We start from the raw sequence: 15,100 nt of genomic DNA, 5'->3' as shown, positions 1-15,100 counted from the left end.
GAGTAGGCACAGAGCTGTTGGAAGCGTTATTCCTCGAAGAGCGGTTGCCGGTAGCGGTCTTCGGAGCGGAGATGCCCGAGGTCATCGCCCTTCGATTGCTGACGGCCGTCTGGCCGTCCTATCGTCGAAATATTACGCTATCGACGTTCTGCAATTCACCACGTTCGATAGCAAAAAAGAGTTTCGACCTTGTATTTGCTCCAGTTGAGGCAAGGTCGCGTTTCTCTGATTGGAAGGGACGCCGCATCGATGGACGCCGCACCTCCCCAGCGCGACATCGATGGTCGACGTCTATCGTTGACCGAATTTTTCGCGCACCAAACCCATCACTTAGTGGACTTGACGTCTTGGGTGAGATGGCCGGAGATGAGCAAGGAAGTGAGGATGCCTTACGAGTTTCTCTGCTCTGGGACGAGCTATATCAGAAGGTGACTTCCGAGCCTCTCGCTGCGCTAGGTTTGCTCGACATAGCCAACACTAGAACGATCAAAAGTGCCTACCTCGTTAGCGGCTTGGGACCTGCACTTGCCTCGGCTGCCGCTACTGCGGTCGCGACGATGCCTCCGCGAGATGCATGGGGGTTTCTGCAGACCTTGACTGATAAGGTTGGAGACTCAAAGCTACGCTTGTCCGTTGCCAAATCTATAAGGTCATCGGCCATATCTCTCGCACGTCAAAATCCCAACGACGCAGTCGCAGTAGTTCCGATGATTCTTGCCAAAGATGGTCGAGAGCTGCTTCTGGGTGCGCTTGGGGATGGTTTGGCTGTCTCGGCTACACACGACGTCGTTCTGAAGTTGGTCGAACTCGAGCCTACCGAACTCGTGAAGCTCATGATCGCCAGCGCATCCCTTGCAGACGAAATCCTAAGTAAGGGCACTGATCTCGACACGAAGGTTATAGCTGGTCTCGAGAATGCAGATTCGGAGATGCTGGCAAGCGCGCGTCGACGTTTCCTGCGACATATGACGGGTGAGCGACACGCAGAAGTTTTCCGAATCCTTGTATCCGGTATGAGCGGCGCGGAAATTGTCGCCCAAATCAAGCGATTGGATGACGCTGCTGGGCTCCGGTCATCGGGACTCAATGACGTTCTCGTAGACGAGGCAAGGCGTGCTGCCGCGGTGCCTCTCGTACGCGAATTCGTTGCTTCGCTTCGGCCGTCAAAAGCGAGCGACGAGATGCTTACAGGTCTCATTGAGACGACGGAAGAGGGCGTTCGGTGGCTGTTCGATCAGACCTATATCGGCGACGCACGTCGACGGTCACTCCTGTTAAAGCTAATTGATACTGCACCAGCCCCTGCCTTGGCGCGCATCTTCTCGGATTCCGGACTGCTGTTGCGGGTCCGAGCGGTAGTCGGAGAGTTCGATGACACAGAGGCGAGATCTCTGGCGAACATCGCCGAAAATGTACCGTTGGTAACGGAAGAAGGCTTAGCCTTTTTGCTCGCAATTCTCCCTCGCCTTGAAGAACGGCGTGCAGCAAAACTTGCCGCTCACTGCCTATACGCAGTGCTCGGGCGGGAGGCAGGAGCGTCTCGGGAAACTGCGGTGCAACTTCTGCTCAAAACAGCGGGAGAGAGCCTAGATGGAGTAACAGCCATCCGTGCGGGCTTATCCGCGGGGGTGCCGTCCGATATCGCCAGTCAGAACCTCATTCTTTTCGAAAGTGCTCCGCCAGCGGCCAGAGCTCAGTTCGTCGAGGCCCCGGAAGCGATCGCTGACGGAATCATTGGAAGGACGGTCCTCGACTTGTCCTACGAGGGAGCGAATGCGGCAGGACATTTGCTATGGGATGCGAGCAAAGGAAATCGCGCGGGTTTCGCACGGTCGGCCGCACTGCTCTTGTCGTTTGCCATGCGTGAGCACTGCCAGCCAGCATCGGCACTAATCGCCGCAGTTTTTCCCGCAGTATATCGTGAGCTGCAACAGGATCGTACGCCGGATTTTCTTTCGCTCATGTTTCCTTTCTTGGATTGGGACCGTTGCAAGATCGCTCGTCGGGAACTGGCCACCAGATTCTCCGGCTCCGAATGGCTTGCCACGGACATAGCATTGGCTGCTGCGCGGGCTGGCGATGCAGTCCGTATCCTCAGGGTTGTCACCCGCACATCCACTGGCCGATCGACCATATTGGAGATTGAGCGTGATATTGAGGCCATTCAACCGCCGTGGCGTCAAACCGTACAGGTCGCACTTGCTGAGATACGTAAAACGCTCGGCGAGTGAGGTATAGATCCATTCAGGGGCTGCCTGTCAATTTTGACCGTTATGCGGGAATCGATTGTTGGAGGGGTACGAGATTTCACTGCTTCGAAACTACTAATTAGATACCTCTCCTGATTTCCGGCATCTGGCTATTTCTGGCAATATTAATTTTCAATATCGAGGTTGCTGTACCTAAGTGTCACTTGTGGCTGGCTTGGATTAATTCTCGCTTCAAAATTTTGTTGTTCTCATTCTTTGTGATGCGCAAGCGTTGCTTGCTGATGTTATCATTTTAATCGGCGCATCATGGGTAATTTTATATTTTCGTTGCTTGGCGTCTGGGTGGCGAATATGGCAGGAATCAATAAATCGGCGGATAATATATGTCGGCGCAGAATAATGAGTTACCGGTCAATTTGGGTGATGTAATTCCGCATGAGTGGTCACTAGGTGCCGTGATCAAATCATCCGGGAATGCCGTGTCGATTCTCACGGGAAGCGCAACGCCGATGGTCTCGAAAATACTCGTTGGGATGCTGCTTATCGGGGTTGGTCTTTATGCATTTCAGTGGTTGTTGGGGATGCTCGTGAAAACCACGGAATGGATCGATAAATTGTCGGAGCGATGGGATATCTATCTTGTAGAGCGGCGACCAGTAAGGAGAAGTAGACACGCGTTCTGTGATGCAATTCGTCACCATATTGGAAATCTCGATGGTCTCGAGGCGTGGAGTGATCGGCATTTCGCCGAGCTTGAGGCAGAAGTTCAAGCAGAGGGGCGGTCCTATGGTTCGGTGGTTGCCAGGCTACTCAGGATGCCAACATCTGCAATCCGCAAAGAGAGCCGATTGATCGACGCAATTAAAAATAGCGCTGAGACGAGAATACTTCTGATAGGGGAGCCGGGTAGTGGGAAAAGTGTCGCCATGCGACATCTCGCAACTCAACTCGCCGTACGTGCCCGTCATGCCCGTCGCTCATATCAGATTCCCCTCTACGTCAATCTTCGGGAACTCACCAACACCCCGCCGGATGGGCCGACACCGGAGTTCATTGCAAAATTCGTACAAGAAAATGCAATCCGCGGGATGTGGACGGATAGTTATATCATGCGCCACTGGGATAAATATATTGAGGAAGGAAAGTGGTTTTTTCTCTTGGATTCATTTGATGAAATTCCGGCGGTGATGCATGCTGGAGCGAAATCAAAGATTATCGATCAATATGCTGATGCGATTCGTGGATTTTTGGAGGGAGTGAGCCATTGCCGTGCAGTGGTTGCGTCACGAGAGTACAAGGCACCTCGATTTTTCTGGGAGCGTTTCAAAGTGCTTGCGCTGTCGGCTGAGCGACAGGAGCAACTGATCAACAGGTCGTTGATCGAGTCCAGGGACTCTCGTGAATTGGTTCGCAAATACATCGCGGCAGCCGATAGTCCTGTTTTCAAGAATCCGATGTTTCTTACGTTGTTGTGTGAGGATATCGAGCGAGAGAAGAGGCTTCCAGAAAGTGAATTTGATCTTCTTAATCGTCATCTCGAAAATCTTATCGATATTGGGGCAGATAGGTTCGGGGAGAGACTTTCCGTCACGGAAGTGGAATTAAGCCGTGTCGCCAAAGGAATGGCTAGAGCGCTGGCGCTTCACGATGAGCTGGGACTGGCGCCAACATTTAATCAGTTGAGTCGATGCTTGTGCACGCAATTCTTGGATTCTGATCGCCTGCGGCAAATACTAGATGCACTTGAATACATAAAAATCCTTCGCTCGGATGTTGCTCAGCCTAAAAGTGGTGAAAAACGATTCACGTTCGCGCATCGCCGATATCAGGAAGCGTTTGTTGTAGGTCAACTTGCTAGTGGGGAACTGCCAGTGCCGGCGTCGACACTCTTGGAGGACGACCGTTGGCGCGAGTACGTTGTTACGTTTCTCCAGTCTCAAAGGGAAGAAGTCATCCAGCCGGTGCTTAACGAGGCAGTACGTCTTCTGGGAGAGAGGGCAACGCATGTTCGATATGTGAAGGATAAGTTCGGAGTGGCAGATGTCGGGTACTTTGAATTCGAAGGGTCATCGTTGTTTTCGCTGCTAAGTCTGCTACAGGAAGGGTTGCAGAACCGCTATGACATCCGTCCCAAAAATTTGACAGAGTCGGTGTCAGAGGTGCTAACGGAGTTCTGGTCGCAAGGCGATTTGATTAATCAATATACGGTTCTGAACACGTCAGGTCTTGCCGCACCAGCGGTATTGGAAGCTCGGATCAGAAGCGTGATCGGCGAACCGTCTGGAGTGATCCAGCAGGAAGCCTTCACGAAACTGAGTTATCTGCGCGAGATGTCTTCGGATCTCGCGTCGTGGCTCCGGAATACGCTCGCGAATCGCTTGATTGAGGCTAGAGGGCTCTCAGACCTTTGGCGCCTCGAGGCTGCAGTTGCTCGGCTGTCTTCCAAAACGGGCGCCGACATTGTTCGAGAGCGCTGTCTGCGGCTCCGTCGCCCGGTGACGCTTGTGTCTTTCCTGGTTCGGCCGCTTGCTCACGCATATCAGTTTGTTGCGCGAACGGCCCAGTCCTTGATCTTACGGAAATCTGATGCTGGCGACGTTGGATTCGAAACCGACCGAACATTGAACCGGAGTATCTTCAAGCTCGTGATGTTCTCGCTGTTTGTTTCGACATCAACTCTCACGTTAGCCTTCATAGTTGTCTACTTTGAAAAAGGTCGCCTTCCCAGCACATTTGGTGCGCTGCTTCTAGTTTTTGTGTGGATATATCTTATTCGATCATGCATTAGCTTCTGGTTCCGCGGCGCTGGAGTAAGACTCAATCTGAAAGAACTCATACGCCGGGCCCTAGATTGGAATCTCATCCATTGGAAAAATTATCCACGAGTGATTGCTTCATTTTTAAAATGGACGGCCGTTGCAGCTCTCCTTGTTGCCGCTGGGGGATATTGCTTGTACCTGACTGGTGCGCCCGTACTGCCGGTATTCGTGTGGATCTATTCATTGTTGGCAGCGTTGGGTGGTGTGCTCTGGCTTGTTAGTCTAGTAACGAAGCGACGAAGCCTGAGTAAATTTCGCGTTCTGTTGGCGGCAGCGAACACAAATGGCGGAGATTGCAGTGGATTGTTGCTCCAGGCAAAAAATTTGCGTGAGGTAAGGTGGTGGTTAGAAGTAGCACGCGAAGAATTGCTGCGCGATGAACATACGCGACGTTCCTTCATCGGTTGGCTTCTGCGCCCGTCGACGCGGGAGGGTTGGACGCAACGACCGACGACAGAGGGCCTTCGCCGATTCGCTTGGAGCGAGACTGAGCTGGCCGTTCGGGCAGCTAGGCTTGCGCGGTACGACGAATAGTTAGACCAAGCGTTTGAGCAGCACGGATGAACTTCTGCAAGTGTCGTTGACCAACATCGAGTTCGAGCTGCGATAGTTGGGAGAGACGTCGTAGGCGCACCTCAGATTTGCAATAAAGTTAAGAAATATTCTTGCGAATTGCTTTCAGATGGGCTCTGCCCCCTTTGTGATGAGTCTTATATTCCGATCGGAAATGTTGTGGCCATTTTTTATATGTAAAATGTATATGGATGTGATTCCTATCGCGTGAGCCGTTTGTTGGCGGGCGATCTTGTGTTCCTAACTTTATTGCCGAATGTCCCCGTCTTTATTGTTACGGAACAACCTGCGCGCCGCCATGGCGCGCGGTACCCAGAAAAAGCCCTCGAAACGAGGGCTTTTTTGTTTTTGTGCGGCAGGATCGTGGCGTTACTGCCGGATCAGGCGACCAGGCCGAGCACCCAGCCGAGCGCCGCGCTCGCGATCACGACGGCCCACGGTGGCACGCGCCAGAACGACAGCGCGACGAACGCGACGAGCGCCGCGGCCAGATCGCGCGGCGACATGATCGTGTCGGTCCAGACCGGGTGATAGAGCGCGGCGAGCAGCAGCCCGACGACGGCCGCGTTCACGCCCGCGAGCGCAGCCTGCATGCGTGTGCTTCCGCGCAGGCGTTCCCAGAACGGCGCCGTACCGGCAACGAGCAGGAACGACGGCGCGAAGATCGAGACGAGCGCGATCGTGCCGCCGAGCCAGCCGTTCGGCGCGTCGCGCAGCGAAGCGCCGAGGAATGCCGCGAACGTGAACAGCGGCCCCGGTACGGCCTGTGCGAGCCCGTAACCGGCGAGGAACGCCGAATCGTCGACCCAGCCGGGCGCGACCACGGCCGCCTGCAGCAGCGGCAGCACCACGTGCCCGCCGCCGAACACGAGCGCGCCCGTGCGGAAGAACGCCTCGACGACGGCGAGCGTATCCGAGCGGAGCGCACGTGCCGCGAACGGCAGCGCGACGAGCAGCGCAGCGAACAGCGCAAGCCACAGCACGCCTACACGGCGCGACACGTGCAGCGGCAACGGATCGTGGGCGTCGCGTGCCGGTTGCGGCAGCAGCACGAGGCCGACCGCACCGGCCGTGCCGATCACCGCGACCTGTGTCCATGAGGCCGGCGCAAGCAGCGCGACGCACGCCGCCGCGGCCATCAGCGTGACGCGGCGCGCATCCGGGCACAGCGTGCGTGCCATGCCCCAGACCGCTTGCGCGATCACCGCGACCGACACGATGCGCAGCCCGTGCAGCGCGCCGGCTTCGATCGGTGCGCCTGTCGCATGAACGCCGAGCCCGAACAGGATCATCAGCAGCGCCGACGGCATCGTGAAGCCGAGCCACACAGCGAACATTCCCGCATAGCCGGCGCGGGCGAGGCCGATCGCCATCCCGACCTGGCTGCTCGCAGGCCCCGGCAGAAACTGGCATAACCCGACGAGATCCGCATACGTGCGTTCGCTGAGCCAGCCGCGCCGCGTGACGAATTCGGCGCGGAAATAGCCGAGATGCGCGACCGGGCCGCCGAACGACGTGAGGCCGAGCCGCAGGAACGTGACGAACACGGGCCAGGGGTCACGGGAGGGGGCGGGGAGGGTCGACGTGTTCAAGACGGCGTGCGGGATGGACGGAACGAGCCGCCACGATAGCGCAACGCGGCGACGGCGGGGTGTCTCGGTGCGGCCGCTGCGTGGCGTTCAGTGCGAACCGTTTCCCAGCCCGCTCGCGCGGCGCAGCGCGTCGACGTCGACGAGCTCGATTTCCCCGACATGCAAGCGCACGACGCCGTCGGCCTGCAGTGCCTTCAGCAACTGGTTGGTGGTCTGTCGCGTCAGCGACAGCATCGACGCGAGGGTTTCCTGCGACAGCCGGATGCGCGTGCGCCCGGCGCTGATGCCGCCGTAGCCGTCGGCGATCATCAGCAGGCGGGCGGCGAGCCGCTGCGCGGCCGGCATCACGCTCATCGCTTCGACGGTCAGGAAGCTCAGGCGCAGCTTTTGCGCCATCAGCAGCGCGAATTGCCGCCAGTATTGCGGCGTCGCGTCGAGAATCGCGAGCAGCGCGGCCTGCGGAACGTGCAGCAGCAGCGCATCGTCGAGCGCGATCGCGTCGTGCGTGCGCGGCTGGCCGTCGAACAGCGCGATCTCGCCGAACCAGGTGACCGGCTCGGCCACCGTCAGCAGTGCTTCCTTGCCCTGCGGGTCGACCGCACCTATCGTGAGTGAACCGGCCAGTACCGCGTACAGCCCGCACGGCGGGTCGCCGCGCCGGAACAGCGCGTGGCCGGCCGGCAGGCGGCGCAGCGCCGCACTGGCGAGCAGGTCCGCGCGCAACGCGGGCGGCAGCGCGGCGAACCACGGGTTCGCTTCGATCTGCGGCAGGTAGGGGGCGAGCGACGAGGGCATGGGCACGCGATGTCGGGTAGCTGACAGAGGTTCTCGGGCGTGACGCGCATCATAGCGCTCAACGACCGACCAGGAGACGCCATGAAGACGCTCGAAGACCACCTTTCCCAGTATGCGGCCTACCATCGCGACGCGCGCAACATCGCGACGCATCTGGTCGGGATCCCGATGATCGTGTTCGCGGTCGAGGTGCTGCTGTCGCGGCCGGCGATCGGGATGCTGGCCGGCGTCGCGCTGTCGCCGGCGCTGCTGCTTGCGGTCGCGTTCGCGGCGTTCTACCTGCGTCTCGACCTGCGGTTCGGGATCGTGATGACCGTGCTGTTCGCGCTCGGCCTGTGGGCCGCGCAGGCGCTCGCATTGCTGCCGACCGCGCAATGGCTCGCGATCGGCATCGGCGCGTTCGTCGTCGGCTGGATCGTGCAGTTCGTCGGGCACTGGTTCGAAGGGCGCAAGCCCGCATTCGTCGACGACCTGGTCGGCCTGATGGTCGGGCCGCTGTTCGTCGTCGCCGAAGTCGCGTTCTTCGCGGGCCTGCGCGGTGACGTGCGCCGCGAAGTCGAGCGGCGGGCCGGCCCCGTGCACGGCGGCGCGCACTCGCATGTCTGACGCGCCGGTCTGCGTGTTCGGCGCGGGCGCCGTCGGTTGTTATATCGGCGGCCGGCTCGCGGCGGCCGGCGCGGACGTCACGCTCGTCGGCCGCGCGCGGATTGGCGACGCGATTCATTTGCACGGGCTCACGCTGACCGACCAGCGCGGCTATCGCGCGACGCTCGCGCCGGCCGATGTCGCGTTCGCGACCGATCCGGCGGCCGCGGCTACCGCGCGGCTCGTGCTCGTCGCGGTGAAATCGGCCGCGACGCGCGATGCCGCGGCGCAGCTTGCCGGCGTGCTGCGGCCCGGCACGGTCGTGATCAGTTTCCAGAACGGCCTGCACAACGCCGACGTGCTGCGCGACGCGCTGCCACAAGCGACCGTACTGGCCGGCATGGTGCCGTTCAACGTGATCGAGCGCGAGCCCGGCGCATTCCACCAGGGTTCGGCCGGTGCGCTCGCGGCCGACGTGTCGCCCGCGCTGCAACCGTTCGCCGGCGCATTCGCGCGCGCCGGGCTGCCGCTCGCGCTGCATCGCGACATGCCGGCCGTGCAGTGGGCGAAGTTGCTGCTCAACCTGAACAACGCGGTCAATGCGCTCGCGAACCTGCCGCTGCGCGACGAACTCGCGCAACGCGCGTACCGGCGCTGCGTCGCGCTCGCACAGCGCGAAGCGCTGCACTGGCTGGCACGTGCCGCGATCCGGCCCGCGCGGCTGACGCCGTTGCCGGCCGCGTGGATCCCGGCCGTGCTCGAGCTTCCCGATGCCGCGTTCCGCGTGCTTGGCGGCCGGATGCTCGCGATCGATCCGCTCGCGCGGTCGTCGATGTCCGACGATCTCGCGGCGCGCCGTGCGACGGAAGTCGAGTGGATCAACGGCGAGGTCGTGCGGCTGGCCGCGCGCTTCGGTGCGCAGGCGCCCGTCAATGCGCGGCTGTGCGCGCTGGTCCACGACGCGGAAAGCGCCGCGGCGCGCCCGGCCTGGCGCGGTGATGCACTGTGGGCCGAGCTGACCGAGCAGGCGCCGCGCACGGGCGACGTGCGGGCCGCATAGCGGCGGAATTGATCACCCGTCGCGCGGGTCGGGCGTGCGACGTCACATCAGCCGCGCAACGGCTAAGATGCGAGGTGCGCCATACGACGCCTATGCGGAGCAATCACCATGGTGGATCGCCCGACTCTCGACGCCTACGATGCCCACGCCGCGCAATACGCGCAGGACTGGCTCGACCAAGCCGCACCCGACGACATGTACGCGCTGCTCGAACAGCATTTCTCGCCCGGACCGACCGCGGACGTCGGCTGCGGAGCGGGGCGCGACACGGCGTGGCTCGCTTCGCGCGGCTTCGACGTGCGCGGCTACGACGCGAGCGCCGCGCTGCTCGACGAGGCGCGGCGGCACCATCCGGACCTGACCTTCGAACTGTCCGCGCTGCCGGCGCTGGCCGGCGTGCCGTCCGGCGCGTTTCGCAACGTGCTGTGCGAAACGGTCGTCATGCACCTCGAACAGGCCGACGCGTCGGCGGCCGCGGCGCGGCTGGCCGATCTGCTGATGCCGGGCGGCACGTTGTACCTGAGCTGGCGGGTGGCCGGAAACGGCGTGTTGCGCGACGAGCGCGGCCGCCTCTATACGCCGCTCGACTCGGCGCGGATGCATGCGGCGCTCGGCGCCGGCATACGCGTGATCGACGAGCATGAGGTCGTCAGCGCTTCGTCCGGCAAGCGCGTACACCGGCTGATCGTGCGCAAGGTGGCCGGCGCCGCGTGAATGCGGCGCGCCGGCGCGTTCATTCGCGGTTGAGCGCCGCTTCCCAGTTGATGTCGACGCAAAGCACCTGCATGCCGGTCGCGACGGGCGCCGCGATCGACGCGGTCACGCACAGGTGCGCCTCGTTGATCGACAGGTAGGGCGACGTCAGGTGCACGCGGCCCGGCGCGCGCATCGCGTCGATGAAGTACGGGCGGCGCTCCCAGCTCGCACCCTCGGAATGCAGCAGCGGACGGAAGCGTTTGGCGCGCTGCGAGACGCTGCCGCGCGCCAGCACGTTGTCGCCGATCTGGCGGCCCGACGCGTCGAGCAGGAAGCAGCGCGCGGTCTCGGGCAGCCCGAGCACGGCGGCGGCCGCATCGGTGAGCGGCGCGCCCGCGCTGAGCTTCTGGCTCGCTTCCTCGAGCGCGGCGACGTACGGCGCCAGCCGTTCCGCCTGGGTGCGCTCGCGCTGTGCGACGCGCAGCCGCAGCGCGGCCGACAGCGTATCCATGCAGCCCGCGGCGGCCTGCGGCTGCACGGGGTCGACGCTCGGCCCCGCGAAATACTGGCCCTGCACGAAGTCGACGTCGCACTCGAGCGCGATCAGCGCGTCGCGCTCGGTCGCGAGCCCGCCCATCAGCACGAGCTGGCCGGATTCGTGCAGCAGCGACACGAGCCCCGGCAGCACGCGTTCGAGATGCGAGTGCTCACTCGCTTGCGCGAGGATGCCGCGATCGAGCGTGACGATGTCCGGATGCAGGTGCCACACGCGGTCGATGTTCGAATGCTTCGCGCCGAAGCCGACGAGCGCGATCAGGAAACCGGCCTTGCGCAGCCCGTCGACGATCGCCGCGTAGCGCGGCGTCTCGCCGCCCGCCTGTTCCGGCACCTCGAGCACCACGCGGTGCGGCGGCAGCCCGAGCGCCTTCAGGTTCGCGAGCAGCGCGTCGCCGTAGACGGTGTCCATCAGCGCGGCCGGATGCAGGCTCAGGAAGAGCCATTCGTCGTGGCTGTCGAACGCATGGAAGTTGCCGAGATGCAGCGATTCGGCGAGCCGGCCGAGCTCGAGCAGGTCGCCGCGCCGTGCCGCTTGCGTGAACACCTCGTGCGAGGCCACCTGGCGGCTTTCCTCGTCGTGCGCGCGCAGCGATGCGTGATAGCCGATCGCGCGGCGGTGCGACACGGAAAAAACGGGCTGGAACACGCTGAACACCGTGTAGCTGCCGTACAGCACGGTGCGCCGGTTCCCGTCGTCGCCGGCGACGGGGCGGGGCGGCTGAAAGCCAGGGGGATCGATGTCGATCATGCTCATGATGTCGGCCGAAGGAAGACTGCCAGTTTACCTAGAGAATAGGCGAGCAAGAAGCATGCACGACATCGTGCCCCGTGCGGCAGCCCGTCGCGGCCGCCACGCGGCGCACGGCGGGTGCATTGCAGGGGCGCGTTGCACCGTCATGGTGCGCACCGTCCCGGTTCGGCGCGTGCCGCGCGTCACGCGCGTTCGGACGGGTCGGTCTTGCGCGCGGTGCCGCGGATCTCGGGCGCGAGCTGCGCGAAGATCCACGCGGATGCGGCCGTGATGATCCCGACGCAGATGAACGTCGCGTGGAACGCGGGCAGCGTGTTGCTCGGCGTCACGGTGCGCAGCATGCCGGTGAACGTCGCGAGCAGCGCGCCCGCGACCGTGACGCCGAGGCTCATCGACAGCATCTGCACGAGCGAGAACAGGCTGTTGCCGCTGCTCGCGCCGCCCGTGCCGAGATCCTTCAGCGTCAGCGTGTTCATCGCGGTGAACTGCATCGAGTTGAAACCGCCGAACAGCGCGAGATGCACGACCTTCACCCAGACGGGCACCGAGTCGCGCATCAGCGCGAAGCTCGCCATCATTACCCCGACCATGATCGTGTTCGCGAGCAGCACCTTGCGGTAGCCGTGCTGCGTGATCAGGCGCGTGATGATCCGCTTCGAGAACATCCCGGCCGCCGCCACCGGCAGCATCATCAGCCCGGCCTCGAACGCCGAGTAGCCGAGGCTCACCTGCAGCAGCAGCGGGATCAGGTACGGCATCGCGCCGCTGCCGATCCGCGCGAACAGGTTGCCGAGCAGCCCGACGCTGAACGTGTGGATCCTGAACAGTTCGAGCGAGAAGATCGGTTGCGGCGCGCGCACCGCATACAGCCCGTACGCGACGAAGCACGCGAGGCTCAGGATCAGCAGCACGAGCACGGCCGCGTGCTGCATCCCGAGATCGGCGAGCCCGTCGAGCGACAGCGAGATCGCGATCATGCCGATCGTCAGCAGCAGATAGCCCTTCAGGTCGAAGCGGCCGACGGCCGGGTTGCGCGAATCGGGCATCGAATAGAAGGTCGCGATGCAGCCCGCGACGCCGACCGGCACGTTGATCAGGAAGATCCAGTGCCACGACGCGATCTTCACGAGCCAGCCGCCGAGCGTCGGCCCGATCAGCGGGCCGATCAGGCCGGGAATCGCGACGAACGACAGCGCGGACAGGTAGCGTTCGGCCGGAAAGGTACGCAGCACCGCGAGCCGTCCGACCGGCAGCAGCATCGCGCCGCCGACCCCCTGCACGACGCGGAACGCGACGAGCTGCGTCAGCGTATGCGCGTTCGCGCACAGCAGCGAGCCGAGCGAGAACACCAGGATCGCGCTGAAGAACACGCGTCGCGTGCCGAACGTATCGGCGAGCCAGCCCGACACGGGGATCATCACCGCCATCGTCAGCGAGTACGCGATCACGACCGACTGCATCCGCAGCGGCGATTCGCCGAGGCTCGCGGCCATCGACGGCAGCGCCGTGTTGACGATGGTCGAATCGAGCGTTTGCATGAAGAAGCCCGTCGCAACGAGCCAGAGCATCACGGTGAGGTTCTTTTCGCCGGGGGCGACGGCGGGCGGGCGTTGGAACATGTAGGCGGGCGGTGGCGCGGGACAGCCGACATTGTAGGGAAAGCCGCCGCGCCGTGCAGGTTCGGCGCGGGGTGCGGCACCCGGCCCGCCGGCCGGCGGATGCCCGTCCGTCCACTGACCAGTACAGTTCAGCCGAAAGTGTCTGCAGGCGTATCTGTCCGTGTGCTGCCACTGTCCGAAATACTGGTGTCATCGAACCCGTGCGACCAGGAGGCTGCCATGCGTGAACTGCGACTTTACGTGATCGAAGGCGACGAGCCGGCCGGGCGGTGGCGGATCGTCGATCGCACCGCACTGCAGGTGGCCGAGGGCGAAGCATGGGTGACGATCGAGGGCCGGCCCGACGATCACTGGCTCGGTGTCGGCGATTCGCTGACGTTCATGCCCGGCATGCGCGTGTGGGTCAGCGCGGGGCCGCACGGCGCGACGTTCGCGTTCGGTCCGCTCGCGGTGCCGGCCACGCGCGCCGCGCAGGCGTGGTGGCGGCCGCTCGTCGCGTGGCGCGACGGCCGCCGTCACGCGGCCGCGTCGCTGCCGACGTAGCGGGCGCGGGGCCGGATCAGCTTCCCGTCCGCGTACTGCTCGAGCGCGTGTGCGATCCAGCCGGCCGTGCGGCCGGCCGCGAACAGCGTGAACGCCGCGCCGTCTGGCAGCGCGAGCGTACGCTCCAGCACCGCGAGCGCGAAATCGATCGCCGGCCGCAGGCCCGTCGCCGCTTCGACGCGTGAGGCGAGCGCGCGTGCCGCTTGCAGAGCGGGGCGGTCGGGCGCCGCGGCGTGCAGCGCGTTCAGCAGCGCCACTGCGCGCGGGTCGCCGTCGGGATAGAGCGGGTGCGCGAAGCCGGACAGTGCCGTGCGGCCGCCGTCCGCACGTTCGTCGTGCGCAAGCCGCAGCGCGAGGTAGCGGTCGAGGTCGGCGGCGCGGGCCGCTTCGTCGAGCAGCGTGCCCGCGCGGAACGTCTCGCCGCCGTGGCGCGGCCCCGACAGCGCCGCGAGTCCGCCCGCGATCGCGCCGAACAGGTGCGTGCCGGTCGATGCGATGCAACGCACCGCAAAGGTCGACGGATTCAGTTCGTGATCGGCGCACAGCACGAGCGCACGGCGCAGCAAGTCGACGTCGGCACGCCGCCGCACGCGCCACGCGGTGGCGAGCTGCCGGTGCACGGGCGCGTCGCCCGGCGCGATGCCGGCGAGCGCGGCCGTGGCGACACGCAGCAGCAGCGTGGCCGAATCGAGCTGCGCGTCGCGCCCCTGCGCCCACAGGCGCGGCAGTGATGCGGCCGCCGCGGGCAGCAGCACCAGCGTGCGTTCGAGCGGCGCGAGATGCGCCCAGCGGCGCGCCCAGTCGTCCCACTGCGCGGCGTCGAACCCGGTCGACGCGAGCGACGCGCCAGCAAGCCGTGCGGGCGGACAGTCCCAGAGCCTCGCGGCCGTTTCTTCGAGCGTCGCATCGTCGGCCAGCGCGATCGCATCGGCGCCGCGGTAGCGCAGGCGGCCGTCGGCGATCTGCGTGATGCGCGATTCGAGCACCGGCACGCCCCAGTCGAGCGAACGCTCGGCGACGCCGCCCGCGCGTTTCGCGTCGGCGCGTCGGCGCGCGAGCAGGCGCACCTCGTCCGCGTCGTAGCAGCGGCGCTTGGTCGTGCCGTCGGGCAGCGAGCGCAGCAGGCCGCGGCTCACATACGCATAAAGGGTGCTCACGCTGATACCGAGGATGCCGGAGGCTTCCTGCGCGCTGAGGGAGGTCATGCCGATCGCTCCTGTCGGAGCGCATGAAGGGCGGCTCCGCTACAACTATTCGTTATGTATTGATTCGCGCAATCAAGATTGATCGCGCCTGTCG

Annotated in this window: 11 protein-coding genes; 6 read left to right on the top strand and 5 right to left on the bottom strand. The window is 63.6% G+C overall.

The window, feature by feature from the left end; all coding sequences use genetic code 11:
* The first annotated feature begins 17 nt into the window (after nt 1-17).
* On the top strand, nt 18-2,231 hold the full coding sequence (locus tag ACN22W_RS14145; protein ID WP_419687437.1) for a hypothetical protein: 2,214 nt from the start codon (nt 18-20) through the stop codon (nt 2,229-2,231).
* Between the two features lie 362 nt (nt 2,232-2,593).
* Nucleotides 2,594-5,563 carry an NACHT domain-containing protein gene (locus ACN22W_RS14140; RefSeq protein ID WP_419685093.1) on the top strand — a complete coding sequence of 990 codons (2,970 nt, stop codon included), beginning with the start codon at nt 2,594-2,596 and terminating at the stop codon, nt 5,561-5,563.
* Nucleotides 5,564-5,982: 419 nt separating this feature from the next.
* Here ACN22W_RS14140 and chrA read toward each other — a convergent pair whose 3' ends face one another.
* Together chrA and ACN22W_RS14130 are read right to left on the bottom strand one after the other, a co-directional pair.
* A complete protein-coding gene (chrA, locus tag ACN22W_RS14135; RefSeq protein WP_419685091.1) occupies nt 5,983-7,194 on the bottom strand; it encodes a chromate efflux transporter in 1,212 nt (403 codons plus the stop codon).
* 87 nt (nt 7,195-7,281) lie between these two features.
* Nucleotides 7,282-7,989 (bottom strand): Crp/Fnr family transcriptional regulator, encoded by a 708-nt coding sequence (locus ACN22W_RS14130; RefSeq protein ID WP_419685089.1) that lies wholly within the window; start codon nt 7,987-7,989, stop codon nt 7,282-7,284.
* 81 nt (nt 7,990-8,070) lie between these two features.
* Here ACN22W_RS14130 and ACN22W_RS14125 point away from each other — a divergent pair, with 81 nt between their 5' ends.
* From ACN22W_RS14125 to ACN22W_RS14115, 3 genes are all read left to right on the top strand, one after another.
* On the top strand, nt 8,071-8,595 hold the full coding sequence (locus tag ACN22W_RS14125; protein WP_419685087.1) for a DUF962 domain-containing protein: 525 nt from the start codon (nt 8,071-8,073) through the stop codon (nt 8,593-8,595).
* Nucleotides 8,588-9,634, top strand: a complete 1,047-nt coding sequence (locus ACN22W_RS14120) for a 2-dehydropantoate 2-reductase (RefSeq protein ID WP_419685085.1) — start codon at nt 8,588-8,590, stop codon at nt 9,632-9,634. Before ACN22W_RS14125 ends, ACN22W_RS14120 begins: the two co-directional genes overlap by 8 nt.
* 108 nt (nt 9,635-9,742) lie before the next feature.
* Nucleotides 9,743-10,348, top strand: a complete 606-nt coding sequence (locus tag ACN22W_RS14115; protein WP_343494837.1) for a class I SAM-dependent methyltransferase — start codon at nt 9,743-9,745, stop codon at nt 10,346-10,348.
* A gap of 19 nt (nt 10,349-10,367) precedes the next feature.
* Here ACN22W_RS14115 and ACN22W_RS14110 read toward each other — a convergent pair whose 3' ends face one another.
* Nucleotides 10,368-11,642, bottom strand: a complete 1,275-nt coding sequence (locus ACN22W_RS14110) for an EAL domain-containing protein (protein ID WP_129512804.1) — start codon at nt 11,640-11,642, stop codon at nt 10,368-10,370.
* 179 nt (nt 11,643-11,821) lie between these two features.
* A complete protein-coding gene (gene mdtD / locus ACN22W_RS14105; RefSeq protein ID WP_419685083.1) occupies nt 11,822-13,258 on the bottom strand; it encodes a multidrug transporter subunit MdtD in 1,437 nt (478 codons plus the stop codon).
* Between the two features lie 219 nt (nt 13,259-13,477).
* Here mdtD and ACN22W_RS14100 point away from each other — a divergent pair, with 219 nt between their 5' ends.
* Nucleotides 13,478-13,801, top strand: a complete 324-nt coding sequence (locus ACN22W_RS14100; protein WP_193098909.1) for a DUF2917 domain-containing protein — start codon at nt 13,478-13,480, stop codon at nt 13,799-13,801.
* Here ACN22W_RS14100 and ACN22W_RS14095 read toward each other — a convergent pair.
* The gene (locus ACN22W_RS14095; RefSeq protein WP_419685081.1) at nt 13,774-15,006 is read right to left on the bottom strand and encodes a citrate/2-methylcitrate synthase; all 1,233 of its coding nucleotides are present in this window, start codon (nt 15,004-15,006) and stop codon (nt 13,774-13,776) included. The two genes, ACN22W_RS14100 and ACN22W_RS14095, sit on opposite strands and share 28 nt — an antisense overlap.
* Nucleotides 15,007-15,100: the final 94 nt, after the last annotated feature.

The organism is Burkholderia theae (genome assembly GCF_048565265.1).
Classification (GTDB): Bacteria; Pseudomonadota; Gammaproteobacteria; order Burkholderiales; family Burkholderiaceae; genus Burkholderia; species Burkholderia theae.
Note: the sequence above shows the minus strand (reverse complement) of the source record. Positions and strands in the feature narration are given on the sequence as shown.

What these genes read in the sequence shown, in the direction of transcription:
- mdtD (WP_419685083.1), bottom strand. Translation starts at nt 13,258, where the DNA reads ATGTTCCAACGCCCGCCCGCCGTCGCCCCCGGCGAAAAGAACCTCACC.
- ACN22W_RS14130 (WP_419685089.1), bottom strand. Translation starts at nt 7,989, where the DNA reads ATGCCCTCGTCGCTCGCCCCCTACCTGCCGCAGATCGAAGCGAACCCG.
- ACN22W_RS14140 (WP_419685093.1), top strand. Translation starts at nt 2,594, where the DNA reads ATGTCGGCGCAGAATAATGAGTTACCGGTCAATTTGGGTGATGTAATT.
- ACN22W_RS14115 (WP_343494837.1), top strand. Translation starts at nt 9,743, where the DNA reads ATGGTGGATCGCCCGACTCTCGACGCCTACGATGCCCACGCCGCGCAA.
- ACN22W_RS14110 (WP_129512804.1), bottom strand. Translation starts at nt 11,642, where the DNA reads ATGAGCATGATCGACATCGATCCCCCTGGCTTTCAGCCGCCCCGCCCC.
- ACN22W_RS14120 (WP_419685085.1), top strand. Translation starts at nt 8,588, where the DNA reads ATGTCTGACGCGCCGGTCTGCGTGTTCGGCGCGGGCGCCGTCGGTTGT.
- ACN22W_RS14100 (WP_193098909.1), top strand. Translation starts at nt 13,478, where the DNA reads ATGCGTGAACTGCGACTTTACGTGATCGAAGGCGACGAGCCGGCCGGG.
- ACN22W_RS14125 (WP_419685087.1), top strand. Translation starts at nt 8,071, where the DNA reads ATGAAGACGCTCGAAGACCACCTTTCCCAGTATGCGGCCTACCATCGC.
- ACN22W_RS14095 (WP_419685081.1), bottom strand. Translation starts at nt 15,006, where the DNA reads ATGACCTCCCTCAGCGCGCAGGAAGCCTCCGGCATCCTCGGTATCAGC.